We start from the raw sequence: 25,540 nt of genomic DNA on the forward strand, positions 1-25,540 counted from the left end.
AGGCGGCAATCCCGGCCAATTCGCTATCAACTCGCCCTCAAATCGGCGTCACGGCAAGCCAAAGCGGCTGATCCGGCCGTAACGTCACGTTCAACAGCGGCCGCGGATGTGCCGCGCCTTCCGGCACCGACAGCTTGTACCGCTGCAGCAGCATCGCCGCGATGACCGTCATCTCAGCCGTTGCCAGATGCTGCCCCAGACAAACCCGCGGGCCGGTGCCAAATGGCATGTAGGCGCCGCGCGGGGCCTGCGGCGAACCTGTCGAGAAGCGATCGGGCTGAAAGCGCTCCGGCTCCGGGAACAAGCGCGGATCGTGGTGCATCAACTGCAAGGGCAGCATGAACAGCGTGCGCGCCGGTAGCCGCCACGGGCCCAAGGTGATGGGGCGGACCGCGCGACGGCTGATGAGCACCGGGGCCACCGGGTAGAGGCGCATCGACTCCGTGATCGTCTGCACCACCTGACGCAGCGCCTGGCGACTATCCGCCGTCGGCGCCTGGCCGCGCAGTACATGCGTGACCTCGGCGCGTGCGGCGTCCTGCGCGGACGGATTCGATGCCATGCACCAGGCCCACCAAGTCAGCGTCGCCGCGGTGGTCTCGTGTCCGGCCAAAAACGTCGTCATGCATTCGTCGCGCACCGCCTGTAGCGGCCATGCCGTCGCGTCATCCCGATGCAGGCACAGCAGGCGCGAAAGCAGGTCGTCCGGCCAGGTATCCGTGCGCATCCGCAGACGCGCCTGCAGATGTCGCTCGATCAGGTCCCGCAACGTGTGGAGTGCCCGCCGTCTTGCGCGCTTCCATGGCACCCAGTCGGGCAGGCTCGCCGGCCAGTAGAAATCGGCGTTGGCCGCCTCGCTGATCGCGCGCACGGCGCATTCGGCAACGCGCGCGTCCTCACCGATCTCATCCGAGAACATCATCCGGACGATCACATCCATGGTCAGCGACGTCAGCGCGCTTTCCACGGGCCAGTCCGCCACTCGCGTGGGCCATGTGGCGAGCCCCTTGTCGACGATCTCCACGATGCCCGGAACGAAACCATGCACGGCCTTCGGCATGAAGCCCGGCTGCAACGCCTGCCGCTTGCGCGACCATGCGTCACCCTCTGCGGTCAGCACGCTATGCCCATGCACGCGGGAGAACACGCGCGTGCCACGTTCCCAGCGGATCAACGAGTCGTGATGGGTCACCAGAAGTTCGCGGACGAGCTGCGGGTCGGTGACGACGACCGCATGTTCCGGCCACATCCGCAGATGCACGACGTCGCCGTACGTCTGCTGCCATTCGCCGAGCGTGCCGAGCAGATCGCGCGACATTCTCCGCAGCAGGTGCCAGCCAGTCAGGCCGGCCGCAGGCCCGGGCGGCCAGGTACCGTATGGATGCGGCAGTGGCGAGCCGGCAGGCGGCGGCGACTTGGCCGTCTGGAACGGGCATTGGGCTTGGGATTCGGTGGTCATGTGCAGATTCCACACGCTCCCACGCGGACTGTCTTGAATCGAAACGACATCGACAGTCACGCCGCGCCTGCCTATACTCGCCGCTCATGTCCTCCGGGCCCCTTTCGACGCCGATCCAATGCCCAGACCCGGCCGCGCGTGCACCACTTGCATCGCACGGCGGGCGGACCCCTCATGCGCGGCTCTATCCGGCCCCGCCATCTCTGCATGGCGCCATTGCGGCAATCGTGTGCCGGGACACGCGCGGCTTTCCGCTGACCGACGCACAGCGCCTGACCCACGTTCCCGCATCGCCGCTCGTTTGCCTGTCCTGGTTTCCCGATCCGGGCACCGGCCTGGTGGAACGGTCATCAAACGGCCCCCTGTGGCGCCCCTTCGGGGCCACGGTTACCGTTTCCGGCAGCCAGTCGTCACCACTCACGAGCTGGGCGCCGACCACCGGACGCGGTGGCATGGTGTGCTTTACCGCGGATGTGGCCAAGGCATTGTTCGATCTGGATCTGACGGCAATTCACGACCGTTTTCGATGCGCGCGCGAAGTGCTTGGCGATGGCTGGCGGCCACTCATCGAATCCCTGAGCGATGCCGAGAGCGACGCGGAAACACTGGCGGCGCTCGAGCAACGTCTCGCTCCGCGATGGCATGCGCTTCGGCATCGGTCGTCCCCACTCGCGTCTCTGCGCCAGACCGGGCGGCGCTGGGTGGAGAGCCTGGCCTGGCAGGCCCGCGAATGGCAGCGGACAAGCAGCCCGCGTCAGGTGGAACGTCGCATCAAGGCCTATAGCGGCCGGTCCTTGCGCGAGTGGCAAGCGATCGTCCGAACCGAGGGCGCATTCTTCACGGCCCGCGATCGTTACGAAGCCGGCCAACCCTTCGACTGGCCCGGGCTGGCGCTGGAGGAAGGCTTCGCGGACCAGGCCCATCTGGTCCGCACGACGAAACGCATTACCGGCTTTTCTCCAACCGAGTTCACGCAGCGCTTCGTCGAGGATGAGTCGTTCTGGCTGTACCGGTTGTGGGTCTGAACGGACCGCACATAAAAAGTACGCGTAGCGACACTCGAACCGGGCTGCTGGCGACGCTCACCCGCCTGCTGTAGAGGTCTCTACAGCATTGCAACGGTCATGACAGCTACCTATGCTGCCTTCATGACACCCACTCTCAATGCACCCAACTCCGCACCCAACGCCTGGCTTCTGCTGATAGTCAGCCTTCCCACGTCCAGCGCGACGGCACGCATGCGCATCTGGCGCGCCGTCAGGACGCTGGGGTGCGCCGCATTGCGCGACGGCGCCTATCTGTTGCCGGCACACGCCGAGCAGGCCATGCAGTTGCGCATCCTCGCCGACGACGCCTTGCAGGAAGAAGGCCAGGCCTGGCTGCTTCGCGTTCTGGCTGGCGATGCGGCTGAAGACAGCGCCTACCGGGCGCTGTTCGATCGCACGCCCGACTACACCCGCTGGCTCGCCGAGTTGTCCGAGGCGCGCAAGACGTTGCCCGATCTCGTCGCTGCGGAACGGAGTCGCCTGCAGCGTCGTCACGCCCGCGCATACGACACCATCCGCAAGATCGACTTCTTTCCGAATGAAGCCACCGTTCGCGCGGACGCGCAATGGCGCGACTTTGCCGCGGCGATCGAAGCCACGCAATCTCCCGGCGAACCTCACGCCGCAGCCGGCGGCATTCCACGCCGAGATCCGTCCCAGTATCAAGGCCGGCTGTGGGCGACGCGCCGGAATCTGTGGGTCGATCGCGTCGCCAGTGCCTGGCTGATCCGGCGCTTCATCGATCCGCACGCGGGGTTCCTCTGGCTCGCCAATCCGGCTGACTGCCCGGTCGATGCACTGGGGTTCGACTTCGACGGCGCTACCTTTACCCACGTCGGCACGCGCGTGTCGTTCGAAGTGCTGCTGGCCAGCTTCGGGCTCGACGACAACCCCGGACTGGTCCGGCTCGGCGCAATGGTCCATGCGCTGGACGTGGGTGGATCGACCGTCCCCGAGGCCAGCGGCTTCGAAGCCATCCTGGCTGGCGCGCGCAAGAGACTGGCCGATGACGATGCGCTGTTGACGGAGGTCGGCACGGTGCTCGATTCCCTCTATGCCCATTTCTCCGGCAACCGGAAACCATAAGACTCCCCAGGTGCCCCAGATGAACGCTCCCCACGACCACCCCGCCTATACGCTGCGGCAACTGGTGATGTATTTCGTGCGGCTCGGCACGCTTGGATTTGGCGGCCCCGTCGCACTGGCCGGCCATATGCGGCGCGATCTCGTGGAGGCCCGCCAGTGGATCACGGACGGTGACTACAAAGAGGGGCTGGCGCTCGCGCAACTGGCGCCAGGACCCTTGGCGGCGCAGCTGGCGATCTACCTCGGCTACGTGCACTACCGTATCCTGGGTGCCACACTGGTCGGCATCGCCTTCGTGCTGCCGTCGTTCCTGATGGTGGTAGCACTCGGCTGGGCCTACGTCCGCTTTGGCGGGCTGACGTGGATGCAATCCGTGTTCTACGGCGTGGGCGCTGCTGTCATCGGCATCATCGCGATCAGCGCATACAAGCTCACAACCCGAAGCGTCGGCAAGGACAAGCTGCTCTGGGCCATCTACCTGTTGCTGTGCGCCGTGACGGTGATCACCGAGTCGGAGGTCGCGTGGTTGTTCCTCGCGTCGGGCGTGCTCGTCTGGCTCTGGCGCGCGCCGCCAAAGTGGCTGGGCCATGGCCGGGCCAATGCGATCGCCGCGATCCCGGCGCCTGCCGCCAGCGCCCTGCTGGGCACGATCGACTGGCCGCTGTTGTCGCAGATTGGCCTGTTTTTCGCCAAGGCCGGCGCGTTCGTATTCGGCTCGGGGCTCGCCATCGTCCCGTTCCTCTATGGCGGTGTGGTCACCGAGTACCACTGGCTCAACGAGAAGCAATTCGTCGATGCGGTGGCCGTGGCCATGATCACGCCGGGCCCGGTCGTCATCACCGTCGGCTTCATCGGCTATCTGGTGGCGGGCCTGCCCGGCGCCTGCGTGGCGGCGGCAGGCACCTTTCTACCGTGCTACCTCTTCACCATCCTGCCTGCGCCTTACTTCAAGAAGTACGGCAAGCTGCCTGCGATCCTCGCATTTGTGGACGGCGTCACGGCCGCCGCCGTGGGCGCGATATCCGGCGCGGTCATCGTATTGGCCAGGCGCTCGATCGTCGATGTACCGACGGTGCTGCTGGCAGTGGTCACCGTCGCGCTGCTCCTCAGGTTCAGGAAGCTGCCGGAACCGGCCATCGTGGCGGGTGCGGCGGCCCTTGGCCTGTTGATCTACCCGTTGCTGCATCACTGACAAGGAGACCGCCATGCAATGGATCACGCGCGAACACCCCAAGATCGACCGGATCGCTTGTCCCTGGCTGATTGCCCGCTTTATCGACGAGACGCCGGAGTTTCTCTACGTGCCACCCGACGATGTCACGCGCATCGCCAATGAATCGGGTGCCATCCCGTACGACGTTCCCGGCGTGGAACTCACACACGTCGGCGAGCGCTGCAGCTTCGATGCGTTCCTGGACAAGTACCACCTAGGCGGCGACGCGGCCTTGCAGCAACTGGCCGGCATCGTACGTGGCGCGGACACGTCGCGGCTGGACCTCACACCGCAATCCAGCGGGCTCTACGCCATCTCGCTGGGACTGTCGCGCATGTTCAATGACGACCTCGAGATGCTTGAACACGGCATGGTGATGTACGACGCGCTCTACGCCTGGTGCGGCCACTGCCAGACAGAGACGCACAATTGGCCGCCGAAGATGGGTTGAAGGACACGACCGACGGAGGCCGCCAGATCTCTTTCCACGGACAAGCACCCGCTTGCTTCACCACGTCGATATCCCCGGCTTCCATGTCTTGTCGAAGCATGGCTGCCGCAGGCCATACGGGAACCCGCCGCCCCCAGCCAACACCAGCCAAGATCAGGGCGCCAGTAGCGCAACCCGCGCGGCAGCCAGCACCTCGCGGCTCAGCCCGTCGAGCAAGCCTGACGCCGCGCGTGCGTATTGCCAGTGAAGGGGGACATCGAGCGGCGCCCCTGGCACCAGTTCGACCAGCGTGCCATTCGCCAGATACGGCGCGACGAGCGCCTGTGGATGCAAGCCCCAGCCCATGCCAGCCAAGGCCGCCGTCACGAACGCCTGCGACGACGGCAACGTATGCCGGGGCAGTTCCACATGCCGATGGCACAAGCGCCGCGCCCACCGCACCTGCAGCTCATCCTTGGTGTTGAACACGAGGCTCGGCGCCTCGGCCAGAGTGCCTGCGCCAACGCCATCGACAAAGTAGCGTTGCATGAACGCCGGACTGGCCGCCGCCAGATAGCGCATCGCGCCAAGCGGGCGGCTGTTGCATCCTGCCGCGGGCCGGCCGGTGCCCGTCACGGCAGCCAGCACTGCGCCGCTGCGTAGCCACTCGGTGGTGTGGTCCTGATCGTCCACGGCCACTTCCATCAATACGGGATGCGCCGCGGCGAACGTGGCAATGGCGGGCGCGGCCCAGGTGGCCAGGCTATCGGCATTCACCGCCACCGGTAACGCCACCCGTGTCACACCCTCGGGCGCCAGCGCCGGCAGCGCCCCCTGAAGTTCCTGCTCAAGCAAACGCACCCGGTCCACGTGCTGGCACAACCGCCGTCCGGTCTCGGTCGCCCGGCAAGGCTGGGCACGCACCACCAGCGCGCAGCCCACGCGCTCTTCCAGCAAGCGGATGCGCTGCGAAATCGCCGACGGCGTCACGTTGAGCGCGCGAGCCGCACGCTCGAAGCTGCCCTCGCGAATCACAGCAGCCAGTGCGGAAAGCGCGGCGTAGTCCAGCATCGGTTTAGCTCAACTTAATTAGATGAAGGAAAGATAGTTTGTCTTCATCCAGAAAGACAGGCAAGCTCCCTCGGATGATCACCGCCCTCCCCGCCCCATCTCCCGCTTTTTCCGTTTCGCTGCAAGGCATGGCCTTGAGCTTCGGACTGATCGTCGCCATCGGCGCGCAGAATGCCTTCGTCCTGCGCCAAGGGTTGCGACGCGAGCACGTGGGCAGCGTGGTGCTGTTCTGCGCAGTGGCAGACGCCTTGTTGATCACGGCGGGCGTCATGGGCATGGCCCAGGCCCTTGGCGAAAGCCCCGGCCTTGCCCGCGCGTTAGCGGCAGTCGGCGCCATCTTCCTGGCGATATATGGGTGGCGGGCTCTGCGGCGCGCCCGGGAATCGCACCAGCTAAGCACCCGCACCAGCGGCGAAGGCCTCGGCCGAAGCGCCGCGCTGGCTCAGGCGGCAGCCTTCACGCTGCTCAACCCGCACGTCTATCTGGATACGGTGCTGCTGGTTGGCAGCATCGGCGCCCAGCAACCGGCGGCACTACGCGGCTGGTTCGTGGCGGGCGCAAGCTCCGCCAGCGTGCTCTGGTTCGGACTGCTGGGATTCGGCGCCCGCTGGCTGGCGCCGTGGTTCGCCCGCCCCAAAGCCTGGCAGGCGCTGGATGCCCTGATTGGGATAACGATGTTGGCGTTGTCGTTGATGCTGGTGTGGCGAGTGGTTGGCAGTTTCTGACTTTGCAGTCAATGTAAGGCTGGCTGTCCAACAGGGGGCTACCCCACACAACGCAACCCCGCCAACGGGGGAGCTTGCGCCGCACAGGCAGTGCCTCTATCGTCGCGTCACGCGCGCCGTGGCTCCGTCACCGGAAATGCCGCTCGAGATGACGCGAAACTTGAATCCGTTTCGGGAAGAACGATGGAGCAATCGCAACGCTGGCGGCAAAGGGCCACCCCTGCCCGCCCGATAGGCGCCTTCTACGTGCGCCAGTTTGGCGCCGCGCTGTTCATGCGGCTGATCTTGTGGGCGATCTTTGGTGGCCTGGCTGCGCTGCTGCTGGTCAGCATGCGCGGCAACGCCGGCTCCGTTTTGATGAGCCTAGTGCTGCTAGGCATCCTGATCCTCTTTGAATGGGGATGGGGACGCCATGCGCCGCTCGGCAAACCATTGCTGACCATCGATGCCAGCGGCATCGGTTCCACGGCATTCCCGCGCAAACGCCGCCATCTGCGCTGGCGAGACATCGCTGGTGCGGCGATACGCGACGTGCGGGGCGCCGGCGAGACCCTTGTCATCGAAACGGTCGAAACGAAGCCCGGCGGCCGTCGGAAGGCGCGTCGCGCCTATCAGGTGCGACTGGCCATGCTGCGCAAGCCGGATCAGCAACTCGTTCAGGCACTGGTGGCGCACCACATGCGCGTGGCTGGCATCACGCCGTCCGCCGACGTTGTTGCCGAGCGGGCCTTCGTGGCGCAAATGCAGGCGCTGCCCCGCACCTGGGGCCTGTACAGCGTGATCGCCGTGAACGTGCTCATCTGGCTCATCATGCTTTCGCGCGGCGCCGCGCTGGATGGCGCCGCGCCAAAGATGCTCATTGACTGGGGCGGCAATCTTGGCGCGCTGACGCAGGACGGTCAGTGGTGGCGGCTGCTGACGGCCACCTTCCTTCACGGCAGTCTCAAGCATCTGGCCGCCAATATGGTGGTGCTCTACCTGCTCGGCAAGCACGTAGAGCGATTCTTCGGCACGCGCAGCTTCCTGCTGATCTACGTTGGCGCCGGCCTGCTCGGCAGCGCATTGAGCCTCTATTTCGCGGCGCAGACCTCGGTGTCCGTCGGCGCCTCGGGGGCGGTGTTCGGCATCGGCGGCGCGTTGCTTGTCGCGGCACTGCTGCACCGCGGCGAACTGCCGCAGAGCATTCGCAAGCAACTCGTCAGCGATGCCGTGATCATGATCGGCTACTCGCTCGCACAGGGCTTCCTGTCGACGCGTGTGGATAACGCCGCGCATGTGGGTGGCTTGATTGGCGGCGCGCTGCTGGCGTTGTGCCTGCCGGTCCGGCTGTCGCCGGAGACTTACCGCAAGAAGCTGCGCCGTGGCACGTTGATGGCCACCGTGACGGCCATCGTCGCGGTGGTCGGTGTGGCCGCGTTTGCGCCGCCCGCACCGCTGACCCTGCGCGCCCAGCTGGCCGGTTCCCGACAGTTCGAAGTGGCCGCCGATCGCTTCATGACCGCGCTTCGGGCGACGCAAGCCGATATCGAGGCCATGAAGGCCGGCAAAATGCCCGAGCGCGAGGTCGACGCGCGTACCCGAACCATCCACGCGCCCGCCTTCGAGCAAGCGCTGTCCGGTCTGGTGCGCGTCACGCTGCCGCCCGGCGATTCGCGCACGCCCTTGCTGCAGGACATGACCCTGCTGGCAGATGCCATGCACGAGTACCTGCGCATGGATTCCGTCTGGGACGCCAGCGCCAACAGACACGTCCCAGCCGATGCCGCGCGTGGCGACGCATTGAATGCCGATATCGAGCGGCTGACGCAACGGATCAACGCGCGCCTGGCGGAGAAGCGCAAGAAATAGGCATTCACTAGGCAGTCGTTGGGCAGTCATTGGGTAGTCATCGCACGACGCCGGGCGGGCCGGACTCGTACTGTAAAGTACGGCCTATCTCCGATCCGCCTGGGCCCACGCCACTCCCTATGAACACCAACACCCCTCAAGTGGAGGCCACGCCTCCGCTGCGTCTCACCAGTTTTTCCCACGGGGGCGGTTGCGGCTGCAAGATCGCGCCCGGCGTCCTGTCCCAGATCCTGCGCTCGAGCGCCGCGTTGCCGGTCCCCAAGGAACTGCTGGTCGGGATCGAAACGTCCGACGATGCCGCGGTCTATCAGCTCAACGAAACGCAGGCGCTGATCGCCACCACCGATTTTTTCATGCCGATCGTCGACGATCCGTTCGACTTCGGGCGCATTGCCGCCACCAACGCCATCAGCGACATCTATGCGATGGGCGGACGTCCGATCATGGCGCTCGCCCTGGTCGCGATGCCGGTCAACCAGTTGCCGCTCGAAGTGATCGGCCGGGTGATAGAAGGCGGTCAGAGCGTCTGCCAGGCGGCTGGCATCCCCATTGCCGGTGGCCATACGATCGACTCGGTCGAGCCCATCTATGGCCTGGTGGTGATGGGGCTGGCGCATCCGAAGAAGATCCGACGCAACCGCGACGCACGCGCCGGTGACGTGCTGGTGCTCGGCAAGCCGCTCGGCGTAGGCGTGATGTCCGCCGCGCTGAAGAAGGAAAAGCTCGATGATGCCGGATACGCACGGCTGATCGACACCACCACAAAGTTGAATACGCCCGGCATCGCCCTGGCCGAACTCGACGATGTCCATGCGATCACCGATGTCACCGGCTTCGGCATCGCGGGCCATACGCTGGAGCTTGCGCGCGGCGCCGGCTTGCGCGCGGTACTGGAATGGCCTCGCATTCCCTTGCTGCCGAATGTGATGTCACTGGCGGAACAGGGCTTCATCACCGGTGCATCGCGCCGCAACTGGGAAGGCTATGGCAGCGAAGTCGAACTCGCCGCCGGCCTGCCCGAGCTTGCCCAACCGCTGGTCACCGACCCTCAGACAAGTGGTGGCCTGCTGGTCAGTTGCGCGCCAGACGCCGTGGACAAGGTACTGGCCGTCTTCCGCGAGCAGGGCTTCACGGAAGCCACCGTGGTGGGCCGCATGGAAGCCGGCGAACCCGGGCTGACGGTCACCCCATGAAACCAGTCGTAAGAGTCGAAGACCGCCACGCGTTCGACACGATCATCGACGCCCGCTCACCGGCGGAGTTCGAGATCGACCATATTCCCGGCGCCATCAACTGCCCGGTTCTCGATAACGAGGAGCGCCGCATCGTCGGCACGCTGTACAAGCAGGTCGGCGCATTCGAGGCGCGACGTGTCGGCGGTGCCATGGTGGCAGCCAACCTCGCCCGCCATTTGCGCGAGCAGTTCGCCGATCGCCCGTCTGGCTGGCGGCCGCTGGTGTATTGCTGGCGCGGCGGGCTGCGCAGCGGCTCGATGACGACGTGGATGCGCATGGTGGGCTGGGATGCCCAGCAGCTTGCCGGCGGCTACAAGGCCTGGCGCCGCCACGTCATCGACGTGCTCGACACGCAGGCCGCGCGCGCGCCGCTGGTCGTGATCTGCGGCGCCACAGGCAGTGGCAAGACACGCGTGCTCCATGCGCTGGCTGCGCAAGGCGAACAGGTGCTCGATCTCGAAGGGCTGGCCCGGCACAAGGGATCGCTGCTCGGCGCATTGCCCGATGTCGCCCAGCCTTCGCAGACCGCATTCGAGACCGCGCTGGCGGATGTGATCGAGCGCGTCGATCTGGCCCGGCCGCTTTATGTGGAAGGTGAAGGCGCGCGCATTGGCAAGCTCAATCTGCCAGTACCGCTGGTGGCCCACATGCGCGACAGCGCCTGCGTGGAGATCGACGCATCGCCAGAAACACGACTCGCGTTCCTGCTGCATGACTATGCATATCTTGGCGATCGGCCAGCCTGGCTTGCCGATCAGCTTGGGCGGCTGAAGGAACTGCACGGCAAGACCACCATCGCCGCGTGGCAGGAGATGGCGACCACAGGAAACCTGCGCCAACTGTTCGGCGAACTGGCGACCGAGCACTACGACCCTTCCTACGCGCGCTCGCAACGCAAGCACTTCCACAAATGGGACGCACGGCGCGTGGTGCACGCGGACAGCCTCTCCGCGCAGGGCATCGAGTCGTTGGCCACGTCGATTGTGCAAACGGTCGCGGAGCAGCAACCCGCCTGAGTCCGGTCGCTACGCGTCTCATACGGACGGGTAGCGTCGACATGCGGAATTCGCGCTTAGTGACGCGGGCGGGATTGGTTACTCTGAACGGCCCAGAGCAACCCTCGCCGATAGGCGCAGAAGCCCGTACCGTGACTACAGAAGCTGCACTTCAAATCGTCGCACCTGCAGGTGCGACAAAATCGACCGCCCCGCATCCCGCGCCGCCCGGCAATGCACTACCGCCGGCCGCGGATGTCGCCATCCTGCGTCAGCGCGCGCAAGCGCTACTGCCCCGGATTGCCGAAGGCGCGGCAAGCCGCGAGCTCCAGCGCGATCTGCCCTACGCTTTCGCGCGGGAGGTCGCCAACGCCGGCCTGCTGACGTTCCGCATTCCCAAGGTCTACGGCGGGCCGGGTGGTACGTTGCGCGATGCCATCCGCTTCGTGATCGAACTCGCGACCGTGGACTCCAATCTCGCACAGGCGCTGCGTCCCAACTTCGGCCTGGTGGAAGGTCTGCTGGCCGCGCACGACAACGAAGCCGATCGCAAGCGCTGGTTCGGCCGTTTGCTGGCCGGGCATATCATCGGCAACGGCGGCGTGGAGCGCGGCGGCAAGCAGGGCGCCATTCAGGCCACCATCGTGCGCCATGGCGACCACTACCTCGTCAATGGCACCAAGTACTACAGCACCGGTGGGCTCTATGCGGACTGGGTCAGCTCGATCGCGCTGGACGAAGCCGGCAAGGAAACGCACTTCACCGTGCCGCGCGAACGCGCGGGCATGGAACTGGTGGACGACTTCGATACGATCGGTCAGCGGCTGACAGCCAGCGGTACCACGCGCTTCACAAACATGCGCGTGGAGACGGACGAGGTACGCGGCAGCTTTCTGCCGCGTGATCGCCGCAACCCGGTTTCGCCGGTATTCCAGCTATTCCTTGCCGCCACCGAGGCGGGCATCGCACGCAATGCGCTCAACGATGCGGTCTGGTTCGCGCGCAACAAGGCCCGTCCGATCAAGCACAGTTCGGCCGAGCGCTCGGTGGATGATCCCTACGTGCAGGAGACCATTGGCCAGATCTCTGCCGAGGCCTTTGCCGCCGAAGCCGCGACGCTACGTGCCGCCGATACCATCGACGCTGCCTGGGCCGACAACCTGAGCAATGCATCGCTGACGCAGGCATCGATCGACGTTGCCCAGGCGCAGGTCTTCACCGTTGCAGCCGCGCTCAAGGCTTCGGAGCTGGCCCTTGATGTTGGCGGGGCTTCCTCGTGCGACCGCCAGTACAACCTGGACCGTCACTGGCGCAACGCCAGGACCGTGGCGAATCACAATCCCCGCCAATGGAAGGCAGCGGCGGTGGGCGCCTGGCTGCTCAAGGATGAGCCGCCGCCCACGACCGGCCTGTTCTGATCTTTTCCGATCGCGAATGGAAGCCCCCACGTTTTCACGTGGGGGCTTCGCGTTACCTGCTACCTGCGATGGTCGAACTGACGTGCCAGCCGCTCTCCGCTGAACTGCACCAGCGTGACCAGCGCCACCAGGATCACGATCACATTGAACATCACCGCTGTTTCATACCGTTCGTAGCCATAGCGGATAGCAAGGTCGCCCAGCCCGCCCGCACCGACTGCGCCCGCCATCGCGGATGCGCCGATCATCGCGATCACGGTCACAGTGGCGCCGCCGATCAATGCAGGAAGCGCCTCGGGCAGCAACACGTGGCGCACGATATGCCAGCGGCGGCACCCCATGGCCCGCGCGGCCTCGACCAGCCCGGAATCAGTCTCATTGAGCGCCACTTGTGAAACGCGGGCGAAGAACGGAATCAGGTGGGCGCTCAATGGCACCACGGCGGCCCAGATGCCCATCGTGGTACCGACGATCATCCGCGTGACCGGAAGCATCGCCACCAGCAGGATGATGAACGGCACGGACCGGAACATGTTCACCAGCACCGACAGCGTGCGATGCACGCGTGGTCGTGGCGCCAGACCCGCGGGAGCGGTGATCGTCAGAACGAGCGCCAGCGCGAGGCCGGTGACGAACACCACCGCGCAAGCGCTGGTCGTCATGATCAGGGTCTCGCCCAGCGCCTTCAGGTACTTCTCAGCCATTGGCAACACGATCGACAATCTCCGGAGAATGAGCCTGCGCTTGCAGGCGTTTGCGCAGCGGACGCAGCAGCGCGATAGTGGCGTCGGCCTTCGGTTCGTTGAAGACGCGCCAGACCGGGCCATGCTCCATCGCATGGCCGTGATCGAGTACCAGCACGCGATCGCACGCTTCGTCGATCACCGCCATATCGTGCGTGATCAGCACAATGGTCAGCGCAAATTGCCGGTTGATGTCACGCAGCAGCGCCAGGATCTGTTCCGTGGTTTCGGGGTCCAGCGCCGACGTGGCCTCGTCGCACAGCAGGATTTCCGGCCGGTGCACCAGCGCGCGGGCAATGCCAACGCGTTGCTTCTGTCCACCGGATAGCATCGCCGGGTAGGCATTCGCCTTGTCCGCCAGCCCTACCAGCGCCAGCAGCTCGTTGACGCGCGACGCTGTCTCCGCTCGTCCCACTCCCGCCACACGCAGCGGCAACGCGACATTCTCGAAGACGGTCTTGGCCGACATCAGATTGAAATGCTGGAAGATCATGCCGATGCGCCGGCGCAATGCGACCAGTCCTTTCTCGTCTAGCGTGCCGATATCGACGCCGTCGACGCGAACATGTCCCTCGTCAGGGCGCTCGAGCATATTTATCGTGCGCAGCAGCGTCGACTTGCCCGCGCCGCTGCGCCCAATGATGCCAAAGCGCTCGCCACGCCCGATCGAGAATGACACGTCGGCCAGCGCGGGCGTCGCCGCGCCGGAATAGGTCTTGCCAACCTGCTCGAACACGATATGGGAATCGCGCGCGTGCAACTGGGATACGGTGTGCATTGCTAGTCTTCCTCGTCAGAATGCCGGGATGATCGATCCCTGATACTTGGTCAGGATGAACTTGCGCACGGCGTCGGACTGATATGACTTCACGAGCGTTGCGACCCACGGCGCGTTCCTGTCCTTCTCGCGCACCGCGATCACATTGACGTAGGGATTGTTCTCCCGCTTTTCGACGGCAATGCCGTCGCGCGAGGAGATCAGCCCGGCCTGGTACGCGAACGTGTTGATGATGGCTGCGGCATCGAGATCGGGCAGCGCGCGCGGCAGCACCACCGACGCGCTTTCAACGAGATCGAGCTTGCGCGGGTTGGCTGTGATATCCGCCAGCGATGCCGTGCCCGTGGACGGATCGAAGCCGTCCTTGAGCTTGATGAGACCGTGATCGCGCAGGATGACCAGCGCGCGGGTCTGATTGCTCGGGTCGTTCGGAATGCCGATGCGCGCGCCGTTCGGCAGCGCTTCCAGCGACTTGACCTTGCGCGAGTAGAAGGCGATCGGCGAGATCAGCGTGGTGCCGACGTTGACGATCTTGTAGCCGCGCTGCCGGATCTGGTCACGCAGGAACGGGATGTGCTGGAACGAGTTGGCATCGAGGTCACCATTGTTCAGCGCCTCGTTCGGGCTGGCGGTGCCCGTGATGATCACGGGCTCCACCTTCAGGCCATTCTTCGCGGCCTCGCGCGTGACAACTTCCCAGATTTCTTCATCGACTCCGCCGCGCACGCCCACCTTGAGGGGCTTGCCCGTCGTCTGGGCGTGGACGGAGCCGATGGAAAATGCGGACAGCGCGATGGCCAGGGCTGCCAGGGAAGCAAGTGCGGAGCGTCGTTTCATGGAGCAAGGTGCGGAAGTATTGGGAAGCACCAGTCTATGAAGGCCGCTGCCGCGGGTCCAAGAAGGAATACGAGGTAGCAAATGCAAAGTACGGCGACGATGTACCGTGGGCGGTGCCGCTACGCCGCGGCCTGCTCGCGCGTGCGTCCAGCGGGTCGTGCCAGTCCCATGTGGTCGCGCAGGGTGCGTCCCGTGTATTCCGTGCGGAACAGCCCGCGCCGTTGAAGAATCGGCACCACACCGTCGACGAAATCCTCGACGCCACCGGGCAGCACGTCGGGCATCAGGTTGAACCCGTCGGCGGCCCCATGACGGAACCAGTGCTCGATATCGTCAGCGATCTGCTCCGGCGTGCCGACGATGACGCGATGACCACCACCACCCGCCAGTTCGCGTATCAGCGCACGCACGGTCAATCCCTCGCGCTGGGCCAGCGCGAGGGTGGCGCGGAAGAATGTGTGATTGCCGTTTGCAGGCAATTGCAGATCGTCCGGCAATGGCGCATCGAGCGATAGACGATCCACCGCAATGCCCAGCGTGCCCGCCAGCCGGTTCAGGCTGTAGTCCCACGGGATCAGGTCGATCAGATCATCGCGCCGGCGGCGTGCCTGGGCCTCGGTAGCGCCAATGATCGTGGTCAGCCCCGGCAGGATCTTGACCGCGCCGGGCCCGCGCCCCAGTGCCTCGGCACGCTGATTGATGTCTCGACGATAGGCCAGCGATTCCTCGAAGGACTGCGAGGCGGAGAACACCGCCTCGGCATGGCGCGCGGCCAGTTCGCGCCCGTCCGACGATCCACCGGCCTGGAACAGCACCGGATACCCTTGCGGCGTGCGCGGCAGGTTCAGCGGCCCATGGACGCTGAAGTACTGGCCGTGGTGCGCAATGGGCTGCAGCTTGTCCGTATCGACGAAGCGCCCCGTCGCCCGGTCACCAACGAAAGCGTCGTCCTCCCAGCTATCCCAGAGCGCCTTGACGACGTTCGTGAACTCGTCGGCGCGACCATAGCGCTGCGCATGATCCGGCGGCGCGGCGCGTCCAAAGTTGCGGGCGGAACCGGCATCGGCAGTGGTCACCACATTCCAGCCCGCGCGCCCGCCGCTGACATGGTCGAGCGTGGCAAAGCGGCGGGCGATGTTGTAGGGCTCGTTGTAGCTCGTGGATGCGGTCGCCACCAGCCCGATATGCGTGGTGGCCGCCGCAACGCAAGCCAACAGCACGGTCGGCTCCAGCGCGGTGATTGGGCGAAAGTTGATCTGGTCTGCGATCGACGCGTTATCAGCCAGGAAGATCGCGTCGAACTTGCCGGCCTCGGCCACCTGGGCAAGACGGATGTAGTGCTGGACATCGACGAATGCACGCGGATCGCTTTCCGGCAGGCGCCACGCGGACGGCACAAAGCCGGCGTGCAGCGCGTTGAGATTCAGGTGGAGTTGGCGGGGTGCCTCGGGAGTGGTCATGGTAGCGGTCTGCTGGCGGGCATTTCGGCGCCTCGCGCCAGCCCGGTGGGTGGATACCTTGGCGTGACAGCATAGGGATGCGTGCGGGAGGAAGGAACGAACGAAAGCCAATATCGTTATGCCCCCGGCCCGGAACATCCCCGCGGCACCTTCCCACCTCATCCCCGCTATTTCTCTCTTGACAGAAATAACTGAATGAATAGAATGCAACGCATGGAACTGAAACCGATCGCCGAACGCTTCGTGCTGCACTGGGGGGAAATGGGCTCGCGCTGGGGCGTCAATCGCACCGTCGCGCAGGTTCACGCCCTGCTCTATCTGGCCGCGCGCCCCATGGACGCCGAGGAAATCACGGATACCCTGGGCGTGGCCCGCTCCAACGTGAGCAACAGCCTCAAGGAGCTGCAGTCCTGGCACCTCGTCAAGGTGGTGCATATCAAGGGCGAGCGTCGCGACTTCTTCGAGACGTCGACCGACATCTGGGAACTGTTCAAGCTCATCGTGGCCGGCCGCCGGCAGCGTGAGATCGATCCGACGGCCGTTGCGCTGCGGGAATGCCTCGACAACGCGGCAATCGGTGAAGAAGACGCCGGAACGCGCGAGCGTATCGAGGAAACCCTGAAGTTCATCGAAACCATGAGCACGCTGGCCGATGAAATGCTGCGGCTGAAGCCGGAGACGCTGATGAAGACACTGGGCTTGACGGCGAAAATCAGCAACGCGGTACGCAAACGTAGCTAAGGCTCCCACGGGAAACGGGCATCGACCCGTTTCTTTTTTACCCGATTATTTCTGTCTTTACTGAAATAACTGTATGAACAGCGAAGAGAAGGGAACGGCGGGGATGACGGATCACAGGCGGCTCAGGGTCCTGGTATGCGGCGCATCGGGCCTGATCGGCGCCGTGCTGTGCAAGCGTCTGGAAGCGCAAGGGCATGAGGTGATTCGCGGTGTGCGCAGGCCGACGTCGGCTCGTGACGTCGCCATGGATTTCGGGACCGATACCACCATCGAGCAATGGCTTCCGCGCGTGCAAGGCATGCACGTCGTCATCAATGCCGTCGGCATCATCGTCGAAACCGGCACGAATCGCTTCGAAGCCGTCCATCACCTGGCGCCGGCGGCGTTGTTCCGCGCCTGCGCGAAGGCCGGAGTGGGCCGCGTCATCCAGATCTCGGCGCTTGGCGCCGATCGCGGCGACACGCCCTACTTTCGCAGCAAGCGCGCGGCAGACGACGTGCTGCGTGCTTTGCCCGTGCAGTGGCAGGTCCTCTATCCATCGCTCGTGTATGCCCAGGACGGCGACTCCGCTGCGATGTTTCGTACCCTGGCGAGTCTTCCGGTGATACCGGTACCCGAACTTGGCGATGCCAGGTTTCAACCGGTTCATATCGACGATCTCGTGGATACCGTCGTCACTGTCATCGCTCCGGCTATTCCCCCGGGCCAGTGCGTTGAGGTCGTCGGCGCAAGCCGCATGTCATATCGGGCGATGCTGGACACCTATCGTCAGGGAATGCAGCTGCCAGCGCCGATGTGGGCGACCATTCCCGCTCCGTGCATGACGATGGCCGCGTATGTGGCGTGTTGCGTGCCGAGATCGAAGCTGACCCCCGACACGTGGCGAATGCTCCGGCGCGGTTGTCATGGCGATGCCGCGCCGCTGACGCGCCTGCTCGGGCATCGGCCACGCGCCATTGGCACTTTCATCGCACCCGGTGAAGCCGAATGCCTGCGCCATCGCGCCGTTGGCGCATGGCGTATGCCGATGCTGCGGATCGTGATGGCCCTTGTCTGGCTGGCCACGGCACTGGTCACGCTGTTCGCCTACCCGCTTGCCGACAGCCTGGCACTGCTCGGCGCAGTCGGATTGCATGGCACGCCCGCCATCGTGACGCTATACGCCGCGGTCTTCGTAGATGCGGCGATGGCCGTCGGATGCCTGCGCTATCCGTCACGCCGGCTATGGGCGCTTCAGGCTGCGCTTGTCGCCGGCTACTCGCTGATCATCGCTGTCGCGTTGCCGCAGTTCCTCTGGCACCCGTTCGGGCCGGTGCTCAAGAACCTGCCGATTCTCGCCATTCTCTTCATCCTCTACGCGGAGCAGGAATCATGGAATACCTCGCCATCAAGGTGATTCACATCATCTCGTCCGTCGTGCTGGTCGGCACCGGTTTTGGGACGGCCTTCTACCTGTTCTTCGCCAACCGCTCGGGCTCGACCGAAGCCATCGCCGTGGTCTCGCGTCTCGTGGTGCGGGCGGACTGGTGGTTCACCACGCCTGCGGTCATCGTCCAGCCCTTGTCCGGCGCCTACATGCTCCATCTGGCCGGGTATCCGCTGAGCTCGCTATGGATCGTGGCATCCGCCGCGCTCTATCTGTTCGCGGGCGCCTGCTGGCTTCCGGTGGTGTGGTACCAGATCCGCATGTCCCGGACGGCAATGGCCGCGCACGAACGTGGCACGCCACTGCCGGCGTCCTATTGGCGCGATGCGCGCCGCTGGGAATACCTCGGCTATCCGGCATTCGCCGCGATGGTGGCCGTGTTCGCGCTGATGGTGTTCAAGCCGATGTGAGCGGTTGGTATGAGCGGATGCGTTGAACGACAAATGGAGGGCGACCAGATGAACGCGCTGGTTCTTTACTTCGATGGCAAATGCCCGTTCTGCACCGCCGAGATGCGGCGCCTGAGCGAATGGGACACACAACACCGGCTGGCTTTCGTCGACATCGCGCAAGAGGGTTTCGATTGCGCGCCGCTGAACGTGGATCTCGCCGCACTGAACCGCGAGCTGCATGGCCGCACGTCCGATGGCCGCCTGCTCGTCGGCATCGACTGCATGATCGCGGCCTACACGCTGGCGGGGCATGGCTGGCTGGTGTTGCCGTTGCGGGTACCTGGGCTGCGTCGTGTACTGGCGAGCCTGTACCGCGCCTTCGCGGGCAATCGCTACACGCTTTCACGCTGGCTGGGCTACGGCACCGCAACGGCCTGTGACGGCGATGCCTGTGGCACTGGCAATCCGTTCCTCAGCGGCAAGGGACCAACCGATGCGGCTGAGGACCGTCCCTCTCGGCGAGATACCCGCCAATTGGCGGTTCGCTGGATGTACGCGGCTGCCATCGCGCATCTGCTTGTCGGCGCCGCCATGCCGTGGGCGGCAGACGCAACGCTCTTTGATACTTACCACCGCATCGTCGAGCAATCGTTCTGGTCGGGCGCGGCGCCCGCGCAGGCCAGAGCGCAGCAGGTCTGGTGGATCGCGCTGTTTGGCGCCACCCTGCAATGCTCGGCGATATGGATGCTGGCGCTGGTGCATCTGGGCAACAGAACGCGACACCGGATGGCATGGGGGTGGTTGCTGGTCGGCCTGCTGGTCTGGGCGCCGCAAGACTTGTTGATCTCGCTGCAGGCGCACGTCTGGCCGCATGTAGTGGTCGACGCGGTGGCGCTGTTCGCGATGATTCCACCATTGCTCTATCTGTGGCGAAAGGACGCAGCATGAACAACACCTTGCCGGTCCTGGACTGGACCATCAATCTCCTGATCGTGCAGGCGCTGATGGGCGCCTTCGACACGCTCTACCACCACGAGCTGACACAAGGCCTGCCACACAGCCCCCGCGCGCGGCGAGAGCTGTCCATCCACGCCATACGCGCCGTGCTGTACGGCGTGCTGTTTGCGTCGATGGCTAATCTCAAGTTCTTTGGCATCTGGACATTCGCCATCGCCGGCCTCGTGGTGGTGGAAATATGGCTGACGCTCTGGGATTTCGTCGTGGAGGATCGAAGCCGCAAGCTCCCGGCCACCGAGCGAGTGCTTCACACGCTGCTGGCCATCAATGGCGGCGCGCTGTTTGGCTTGTACGCGGTTCAGCTTGTCGAGTGGTTCCAGGCACCCACGGGACTGGCAATCGCCAGCTTCGGCTGGCGCGGCTGGCTGTTAAGCCTCGCCGCCGCAGGGGTGACGGTGTCTGGCATTCGCGATGGACTCGCCGCGAGACGCATGAGTCGTCGCGGCGCAGCCATCAATCCCTTCGCCGGGCAATCACACCTGAGCGTTCTGGTGACGGGCGGCACCGGATTCATCGGTGAGGCGCTCGTCACCCAACTGCTCGATGCCGGCCATACCGTCACGCTGCTGGCACGCGACCCATTGCGCGCTGCATATCAGTTCGCTGGCCGCGCCCGCAGCGTGACGTCCCTCGATCAATTGCACGCACAGGAACGGTTCGACGCGGTAATCAATCTGGCCGGCGCCCCAGTACTGGGGCCGCGCTGGAGCCAGCGGCGGCGGGCGCAGTTGCTGGCCAGCCGCGTCGGTGTCACGCAAGCGCTGACACGCTGGGCCAGTCATGCCACGCACAAGCCTGCCATCTGGATCCAGGCATCCGCCATCGGCTTCTACGGCGCACGCGATGCCGATCAACTGCTGGACGAGCACAGCGCGCCCGGGGGCGGCTTTATGTCCGAGCTATGCCAGCGATGGGAAGAATCCGCCGAGCCACTGCGTGACTACGGCCTCCGCATGGTCGTGCTACGGCTCGGCGTGGTTTTCGGACCCGGTGGCGCCCTCCCACCCATGATGCTGCCTCACTACTTCGGCCTGGGTGGGCGACTGGGAGACGGCAGGCAGGTGATGAGCTGGATTCATCGCGAGGATCTGCTGCGTATCCTCGCGCGGGCGTTGTCGGACCCGGGCATGAGCGGCGTCTACAACGCGACGGCGCCGGGCTGCCTGACACAAGCAGAGTTCGCTCATACCGTCGGCAAGGTGCTTCGCCGGCCTGTGTGGTTCCATCTGCCCGCGGCGCCACTCCGGTGGGCAGCGGGCGAGATGAGTGAATTGCTACTTGCAGGTCAGCGGGTGATCCCGGCACGGCTGCAACGGGAGGGCTTCGCGTTTCGCTTTCCTGCCGCCGAATCGGCACTGCGCGATCTGACCGGGGATTGAGCTTCGCTCCGGCATTAGCTCCGGAATTAGCTTCGGCCCGCCCGTGCCGCCTCGATCGCGGCGATGTCGATCTTGCCCATGGTCATCATGGCATCGAACGCCCGTTTGGCCGCCGCGCGATCGGGGTCCGTGATTGCAGCCAGGAGCGCGCGCGGCGTGATCTGCCAGCACAATCCCCACCGGTCCTTGCACCAGCCACACGCGCTTTCCTGGCCGCCGTGGCTGACGATTGCATTCCAAAGTCGGTCGGTCTCAGCCTGATCGTCAGTGGCGATCTGAAACGAGAACGCCTCGCTGTGCTTGAAATGCGGGCCGCCATTGAGACCAACACAGGGAATGCCCGCCACGGTGAACTCCACCGTCAGGACATCGCCCTGCTTGCCATCGGGATAGTCGCCAGGTGCGCGGAAGACGGCACCGACGGCGCTGTCGGGGAAGGTCTTGGCATAGAAAGTCGCGGCGTCGAGCGCATCGCCGTCGTACCACAGACAGATCGTGTTCTTGCTGGCCATCTCGTACCTCCTGAAGCGTCAGGCACCAGCGTCCACAAGCCCGGTGCCGTTCTCGGGAAACGCCAATGTCTCACAGTATGAGGGCCGACGCAGGTATTGATGCCACCACCGCGCGCGAAAGCAGAAGTCAGCCAGTTCGCTGCATTGGCTGCTATCTTGTAGGAAGTGCCTTGCACAGATCCAACTGATCAACCGGAGATTCCCCATGGATGCCCCGTTTCACCAGTTCTCCGAACTCTTCGCCCAGCTCGGATTGCCATCGGACGAGAGCGATATCCGCGCATTCATTGCGAAGCATTCGCCGCTTCCGCAGAACGTCGAACTTTGGGACGCTGCGTTCTGGACTCCCGCCCAGGCATCGCTGCTGCGCGACGAGATCGCCGAGGATGCGGACTGGGCGGAAGCGGTGGACCAGTTGAACCTGGCGCTACGCGCCCCGGCTTAGTTCGCTTCAGAAAGCTGGATCGACCATCCCCCGGCACGCAACACCGGGGGCAGGGACAAGAGGCGAGCCATGACATCGCATGGAACAGACACGGTCTTCGCAGGCTCCGTTCCGGAGTTGTACGACACGCTGATGGTCCCGTTGATCTTCGAACCATACGCGGCGGACCTCGCCGCGCGTGCCGCAGCACTCGCGCCAACACACGTGCTCGAGGTTGCTGCGGGAACTGGCGCGCTGACACGGCGGCTGGCGAGTGACCTGCCCGACGGCACGTCGATCGTGGCCACCGACCTCAATCGACCGATGCTGGATCGCGCCGCCGCCATCGGCACCTCGCGGCCGCTGACGTGGCGGCAGGCCGACGCCATGCAGCTACCCTTCCCCGACGCAAGTTTCGATCTGGTGATCTGCCAGTTCGGGGCGATGTTCTTTCCCGAGAAGCACAAGGCTTTCGCCGAAGCGCGCCGTGTGCTGAAGCCCGGGGGCGTGCTGCTTTTCAACGTGTGGGATCGCATCGAGGAAAACGCGTTCGCGCATACGGTAACGCAAACGCTGACCGGCATGTTTCCGCACAAGCCGCCTGTGTTTCTCGCACGCACGCCTCATGGTTATCACGACCCGGCGGTCGTGGCGGCCGATCTGAGGCTCGGAGGCTTTTCCGAAGCCTCCACATGCGCAACCGTCGCCGCCGAAAGCCGTGCCGTGGACGCCAACACGCCTGCCATCGCCTTCTGCCAGGGAACGCCGCTACGCGGCGAACTGGAGGCATTCGGCCCCGATGCGCTGGTGAATGCCACGCTCGCCTGTGCGAAGGCGCTGACGAGGGAGTTCGGCCCCGGTCCGGTTAGCGGGAAGATTCAGGCGCACGTGTTCAGCGCCAGGGCTTGATCGGCGCGCAATTCAGCCCCCCTGCCACGCCGCCCCACCCATCGACCCACCCGGCAACACGCTCGATCCGACGCACTGCGCTTGATATGCTGACACGGACATTCAGCATTTCAGGCACATGACCGTGGTCGCTCGCATCGTCATCAGTGGTCCGCTCAATGGCGGCTGGTTCGTCACGCCCCTGCACCACGACGGGACGGCCGGCGAAACGCGGCGGTTCGCCGCGCCGGAGGAAGCACGCGCGTTCGCTGCCGCGACGTACCCCGGCAAACCCATCAGGCAAGCGAACTTGCATCCACCACCGATGCCCAAGGGTTCACGCGTTCGCTTTCCCGTGTTTCCGAAGTGAACAGCCGATAACAGACGGTACTGCGCGGGCCGTTAATGCAGATGCCGCAGCTTGTCCGGGTTGCGCACCACATAAATTGCCGCGATCTTGCCGCCCTCGATCTCTAGCGCCGTCGTCTGCAGTTCGCCGTCGGATTCGCGCGTGACGATGCCCGGCAACCCGTTGATGAAAGCCGCGCGGACAAAGGTCGAGCCATTCTTCTGGAAGTATTTCGACAGTTGTTCATGCACACGCATTACCTCGTCGAAGCCGAACACCGGATGGCCAATCGCCGGGCGCTGGCCGCCGCCGTCCGCATGCAGGCTCACATCGGCCGCCAGCATCGTGCTGAGCGTGCCCATGTCTCCGCTGCGTGAGGCGTCGAAGAATGCCTTTGCGAGTGCCAGGCCCCGCTCCTTCTCGACCTGAAAACGCGGGCGCGATTCCCTCACATTGGCACGCGCCCGCGCCGCAAGCTGCCGGCACGCGGCCGGCTCGCGCTGGATCGTCGCCGCCACCTCATCGAACGCGAGGCCGAACACGTCGTGCAGCAGGAACGCCGCGCGCTCGAGAGGCGACAGGCGTTCGAGCGCCAGCATCAGCGGCAGCGTGACGTCGTCCTGCTCCTCTTCCTCGATGACCGGGTCGGGAAGCCAGGGACCGATGTAGGTTTCGCGCTGGTGACGCGCCGATTTCAGCTCGTCGAGGCACATCCGCATCACCATGCGCCGCAGGAACGCCTCGGGCACACGCACCTCGGCGCGCTCGGCGTTCATCCAACGGATGAACGCTTCCTGCACCACGTCCTCCGCATCCGCGACCGAACCGAGCATCCGGTACGCGACGCGGATCAGCTTGGGCCGCAGCGGCTCGAAGCTCGCCGCGGCTTCCGAAAGGCCGGCGTCCGCCACCATCACGCGGCTGCCTTGGCCGCGGCCTTGGCAGCCGCCGGATCGACCCAGAGACCGAATCCGACCGCGAGCCGGTTCCAGCCGTTGATCACGTTGATCATGAGCGTAAGCTTCACCTGCTCCTCCTCGGTAAAGTGTTCCCTGAGCGTCGCGCTGGCACGGTCGAGCGCGTGCCCTTCGGACAACCGGGTCATGGCTTCGGTCCAGCCCAGTGCCGCGCGCTCGCGATCGGTGTAGCAAGGCGCTTCTCGCCAGGCGGACAGCAGATAGAGGCGCTGTTCCGTCTCCCCGCGTTCGCGTGCCTGGGTCGTGTGCATGTTAATGCAGTTTGCGCATCCGTTGATCTGCGACGCGCGGACTTCAACCAGCGACACCAGGCTCGGCTCGAGACTCCCGGCTATGGCAATGGATGTGCCCATCCAGGACTTCATCTGAACGGGAGCGGCGGCGAACGGGTCAAGTCTTGCAGTCATGGTTTCATCTCCTTGTGTGGGTGACGATGACATGACGAACGAGCCCCCCTTGCTTGTGACATCGAAGCGAAAAATATTTGCGAGCGAGGCCGGAAAGTGCGCCTTGCTACAATCGAACGCCCACCTCCCCCCCCCCACAATACGACCGGCATGAAGATCCTGATTACCGGCGCAGCAGGCTCCGGCACGTCGACGCTGGCCAACGCCATCGCCGAAGCGACCCAGACGCACGCCCTCGAAACGGATGACTACTTCTGGCGCCCCACCAACCCGCCGTATCAGGTGAAATTCGAGCCCGAGGAACGTTGTGCCCGGCTGCTGAAGGATCTGCGCGCGCGCCCCGAAACCGTTGTGGCGGGGGCGGTGATGGAGTGGGGTGAAGCGCTGGAGCACGCCTTCGACCTGGTGGTCTTTCTGTACGTACCGACGCCGATCCGCCTGGCCCGGCTCAAGCTGCGCGAGGAGCACCGCTTCGGCAAGGCCGATCCGGAGTTTCTCGAGTGGGCCGCCCAATACGATGCAGGCACCGCCGAAGGCCGTAGCCTGGAGAAGCATCGGCAGTGGCTGCAGAATCTGCGTTGTCCGGTACTGTATCTGGAGGGGGATGGGACCGTCGAAGCCAGGCTGCAGAGCGTGCTGGCGGCCCGGAATGCGATCATCGAGGGCGCCGGACCCAAATAGGTC

General features: G+C 65.1%; 26 protein-coding genes and 1 pseudogene. 18 read left to right on the forward strand and 9 right to left on the reverse strand.

Going from position 1 to position 25,540, the window contains the following annotated elements:
• Positions 1 to 37 precede the first annotated feature (37 nt).
• Positions 38 to 1,459 carry a cytochrome P450 gene (locus WD006_RS19120; RefSeq protein ID WP_011518383.1) on the reverse strand — a complete coding sequence of 474 codons (1,422 nt, stop codon included), beginning with the start codon at positions 1,457 to 1,459 and terminating at the stop codon, positions 38 to 40.
• Positions 1,460 to 1,545: 86 nt separating this feature from the next.
• Between WD006_RS19120 and WD006_RS19125 the strand changes: the two genes are divergently transcribed.
• From WD006_RS19125 to WD006_RS19140, 4 genes are all read left to right on the forward strand, one after another.
• On the forward strand, positions 1,546 to 2,484 hold the full coding sequence (locus WD006_RS19125; RefSeq protein WP_029308863.1) for an AraC family transcriptional regulator: 939 nt from the start codon (positions 1,546 to 1,548) through the stop codon (positions 2,482 to 2,484).
• A gap of 99 nt (positions 2,485 to 2,583) precedes the next feature.
• Positions 2,584 to 3,591 carry a chromate resistance protein ChrB domain-containing protein gene (locus tag WD006_RS19130; RefSeq protein ID WP_051723272.1) on the forward strand — a complete coding sequence of 336 codons (1,008 nt, stop codon included), beginning with the start codon at positions 2,584 to 2,586 and terminating at the stop codon, positions 3,589 to 3,591.
• A gap of 19 nt (positions 3,592 to 3,610) precedes the next feature.
• Positions 3,611 to 4,783: a chromate transporter gene (locus WD006_RS19135; protein WP_029308861.1), complete on the forward strand. Its 1,173-nt coding sequence runs from the start codon at positions 3,611 to 3,613 to the stop codon at positions 4,781 to 4,783.
• 13 nt (positions 4,784 to 4,796) lie between these two features.
• Positions 4,797 to 5,255 carry a chromate resistance protein ChrB domain-containing protein gene (locus tag WD006_RS19140; RefSeq protein ID WP_011518379.1) on the forward strand — a complete coding sequence of 153 codons (459 nt, stop codon included), beginning with the start codon at positions 4,797 to 4,799 and terminating at the stop codon, positions 5,253 to 5,255.
• Positions 5,256 to 5,408: 153 nt separating this feature from the next.
• Here WD006_RS19140 and WD006_RS19145 read toward each other — a convergent pair whose 3' ends face one another.
• On the reverse strand, positions 5,409 to 6,305 hold the full coding sequence (locus WD006_RS19145; RefSeq protein WP_011518378.1) for a LysR family transcriptional regulator ArgP: 897 nt from the start codon (positions 6,303 to 6,305) through the stop codon (positions 5,409 to 5,411).
• A gap of 74 nt (positions 6,306 to 6,379) precedes the next feature.
• Here WD006_RS19145 and WD006_RS19150 point away from each other — a divergent pair, with 74 nt between their 5' ends.
• The 5 genes from WD006_RS19150 (at position 6,380) to WD006_RS19170 (ending at position 12,526) form a co-directional block, all read left to right on the forward strand.
• Positions 6,380 to 7,030 (forward strand): LysE/ArgO family amino acid transporter, encoded by a 651-nt coding sequence (locus tag WD006_RS19150; protein ID WP_029308860.1) that lies wholly within the window; start codon positions 6,380 to 6,382, stop codon positions 7,028 to 7,030.
• A 183-nt stretch (positions 7,031 to 7,213) separates the two neighbouring features.
• Positions 7,214 to 8,878, forward strand: a complete 1,665-nt coding sequence (locus WD006_RS19155) for a rhomboid family intramembrane serine protease (RefSeq protein WP_029308859.1) — start codon at positions 7,214 to 7,216, stop codon at positions 8,876 to 8,878.
• Between the two features lie 119 nt (positions 8,879 to 8,997).
• On the forward strand, positions 8,998 to 10,071 hold the full coding sequence (gene selD, locus WD006_RS19160; RefSeq protein WP_029308858.1) for a selenide, water dikinase SelD: 1,074 nt from the start codon (positions 8,998 to 9,000) through the stop codon (positions 10,069 to 10,071).
• Entirely contained in the window at positions 10,068 to 11,129 is a 1,062-nt protein-coding gene (gene mnmH / locus WD006_RS19165; protein ID WP_029308857.1) for a tRNA 2-selenouridine(34) synthase MnmH, read from the forward strand. The genes selD and mnmH overlap by 4 nt, the downstream gene beginning before the upstream one ends.
• A gap of 131 nt (positions 11,130 to 11,260) precedes the next feature.
• A complete protein-coding gene (locus WD006_RS19170) occupies positions 11,261 to 12,526 on the forward strand; it encodes an acyl-CoA dehydrogenase family protein (RefSeq protein ID WP_080711455.1) in 1,266 nt (421 codons plus the stop codon).
• Between the two features lie 59 nt (positions 12,527 to 12,585).
• On the opposite strand, the gene WD006_RS19175 is transcribed toward WD006_RS19170, so the two are convergent.
• The 4 genes and pseudogenes from WD006_RS19175 to WD006_RS19190 all read right to left on the reverse strand — a co-directional run bounded on the left by WD006_RS19175 (position 12,586) and on the right by WD006_RS19190 (position 16,344).
• The gene (locus WD006_RS19175; protein WP_029308855.1) at positions 12,586 to 13,230 is read right to left on the reverse strand and encodes a methionine ABC transporter permease; all 645 of its coding nucleotides are present in this window, start codon (positions 13,228 to 13,230) and stop codon (positions 12,586 to 12,588) included.
• 37 nt (positions 13,231 to 13,267) lie between these two features.
• Positions 13,268 to 14,047: pseudogene (locus tag WD006_RS19180) on the reverse strand (methionine ABC transporter ATP-binding protein); the annotation flags it as partial.
• A 15-nt stretch (positions 14,048 to 14,062) separates the two neighbouring features.
• Entirely contained in the window at positions 14,063 to 14,884 is an 822-nt protein-coding gene (locus WD006_RS19185; protein ID WP_029308853.1) for a MetQ/NlpA family ABC transporter substrate-binding protein, read from the reverse strand.
• 119 nt (positions 14,885 to 15,003) lie between these two features.
• Positions 15,004 to 16,344, reverse strand: a complete 1,341-nt coding sequence (locus WD006_RS19190) for an LLM class flavin-dependent oxidoreductase (RefSeq protein WP_029308852.1) — start codon at positions 16,342 to 16,344, stop codon at positions 15,004 to 15,006.
• Between the two features lie 213 nt (positions 16,345 to 16,557).
• Here WD006_RS19190 and WD006_RS19195 point away from each other — a divergent pair, with 213 nt between their 5' ends.
• The 5 genes from WD006_RS19195 to WD006_RS19215 all read left to right on the forward strand — a co-directional run bounded on the left by WD006_RS19195 (position 16,558) and on the right by WD006_RS19215 (position 21,299).
• A complete protein-coding gene (locus WD006_RS19195) occupies positions 16,558 to 17,085 on the forward strand; it encodes a GbsR/MarR family transcriptional regulator (protein WP_029308851.1) in 528 nt (175 codons plus the stop codon).
• Between the two features lie 73 nt (positions 17,086 to 17,158).
• Complete coding sequence (locus tag WD006_RS19200; RefSeq protein ID WP_080711454.1) at positions 17,159 to 18,481, forward strand: SDR family oxidoreductase; 1,323 nt, start codon at positions 17,159 to 17,161, stop codon at positions 18,479 to 18,481.
• On the forward strand, positions 18,454 to 18,921 hold the full coding sequence (locus WD006_RS19205) for a DUF2269 family protein (RefSeq protein ID WP_104670220.1): 468 nt from the start codon (positions 18,454 to 18,456) through the stop codon (positions 18,919 to 18,921). Before WD006_RS19200 ends, WD006_RS19205 begins: the two co-directional genes overlap by 28 nt.
• A 48-nt stretch (positions 18,922 to 18,969) precedes the next feature.
• On the forward strand, positions 18,970 to 19,851 hold the full coding sequence (locus WD006_RS19210; protein WP_029308848.1) for a thiol-disulfide oxidoreductase DCC family protein: 882 nt from the start codon (positions 18,970 to 18,972) through the stop codon (positions 19,849 to 19,851).
• A complete protein-coding gene (locus WD006_RS19215; protein ID WP_029308847.1) occupies positions 19,848 to 21,299 on the forward strand; it encodes a TIGR01777 family oxidoreductase in 1,452 nt (483 codons plus the stop codon). The genes WD006_RS19210 and WD006_RS19215 overlap by 4 nt, the downstream gene beginning before the upstream one ends.
• A 26-nt stretch (positions 21,300 to 21,325) precedes the next feature.
• On the opposite strand, the gene WD006_RS19220 is transcribed toward WD006_RS19215, so the two are convergent.
• Positions 21,326 to 21,811 carry a VOC family protein gene (locus WD006_RS19220; RefSeq protein ID WP_011518363.1) on the reverse strand — a complete coding sequence of 162 codons (486 nt, stop codon included), beginning with the start codon at positions 21,809 to 21,811 and terminating at the stop codon, positions 21,326 to 21,328.
• Between the two features lie 205 nt (positions 21,812 to 22,016).
• Between WD006_RS19220 and WD006_RS19225 the strand changes: the two genes are divergently transcribed.
• The 3 genes from WD006_RS19225 to WD006_RS19235 all read left to right on the forward strand — a co-directional run bounded on the left by WD006_RS19225 (position 22,017) and on the right by WD006_RS19235 (position 23,493).
• Positions 22,017 to 22,256 (forward strand): DUF2789 domain-containing protein, encoded by a 240-nt coding sequence (locus WD006_RS19225; protein WP_011518362.1) that lies wholly within the window; start codon positions 22,017 to 22,019, stop codon positions 22,254 to 22,256.
• Positions 22,257 to 22,325: 69 nt separating this feature from the next.
• Positions 22,326 to 23,144 (forward strand): class I SAM-dependent methyltransferase, encoded by an 819-nt coding sequence (locus tag WD006_RS19230; protein ID WP_011518361.1) that lies wholly within the window; start codon positions 22,326 to 22,328, stop codon positions 23,142 to 23,144.
• A gap of 118 nt (positions 23,145 to 23,262) precedes the next feature.
• Positions 23,263 to 23,493, forward strand: a complete 231-nt coding sequence (locus WD006_RS19235) for a hypothetical protein (RefSeq protein WP_011518359.1) — start codon at positions 23,263 to 23,265, stop codon at positions 23,491 to 23,493.
• Positions 23,494 to 23,525: 32 nt separating this feature from the next.
• On the opposite strand, the gene WD006_RS19240 is transcribed toward WD006_RS19235, so the two are convergent.
• Both WD006_RS19240 and WD006_RS19245 read right to left on the reverse strand, forming a co-directional pair.
• The gene (locus WD006_RS19240; protein WP_011518358.1) at positions 23,526 to 24,386 is read right to left on the reverse strand and encodes a sigma-70 family RNA polymerase sigma factor; all 861 of its coding nucleotides are present in this window, start codon (positions 24,384 to 24,386) and stop codon (positions 23,526 to 23,528) included.
• On the reverse strand, positions 24,386 to 24,856 hold the full coding sequence (locus WD006_RS19245) for a carboxymuconolactone decarboxylase family protein (protein ID WP_029308846.1): 471 nt from the start codon (positions 24,854 to 24,856) through the stop codon (positions 24,386 to 24,388). Before WD006_RS19245 ends, WD006_RS19240 begins: the two co-directional genes overlap by 1 nt.
• A gap of 150 nt (positions 24,857 to 25,006) precedes the next feature.
• Here WD006_RS19245 and WD006_RS19250 point away from each other — a divergent pair, with 150 nt between their 5' ends.
• Positions 25,007 to 25,537: an AAA family ATPase gene (locus tag WD006_RS19250; protein ID WP_029308845.1), complete on the forward strand. Its 531-nt coding sequence runs from the start codon at positions 25,007 to 25,009 to the stop codon at positions 25,535 to 25,537.
• The last annotated feature ends 3 nt before the right edge of the window (positions 25,538 to 25,540 follow it).

Source organism: Cupriavidus sp. Met-2, assembly GCF_049843575.1.
Classification (GTDB): domain Bacteria; phylum Pseudomonadota; class Gammaproteobacteria; order Burkholderiales; family Burkholderiaceae; genus Cupriavidus; species Cupriavidus metallidurans.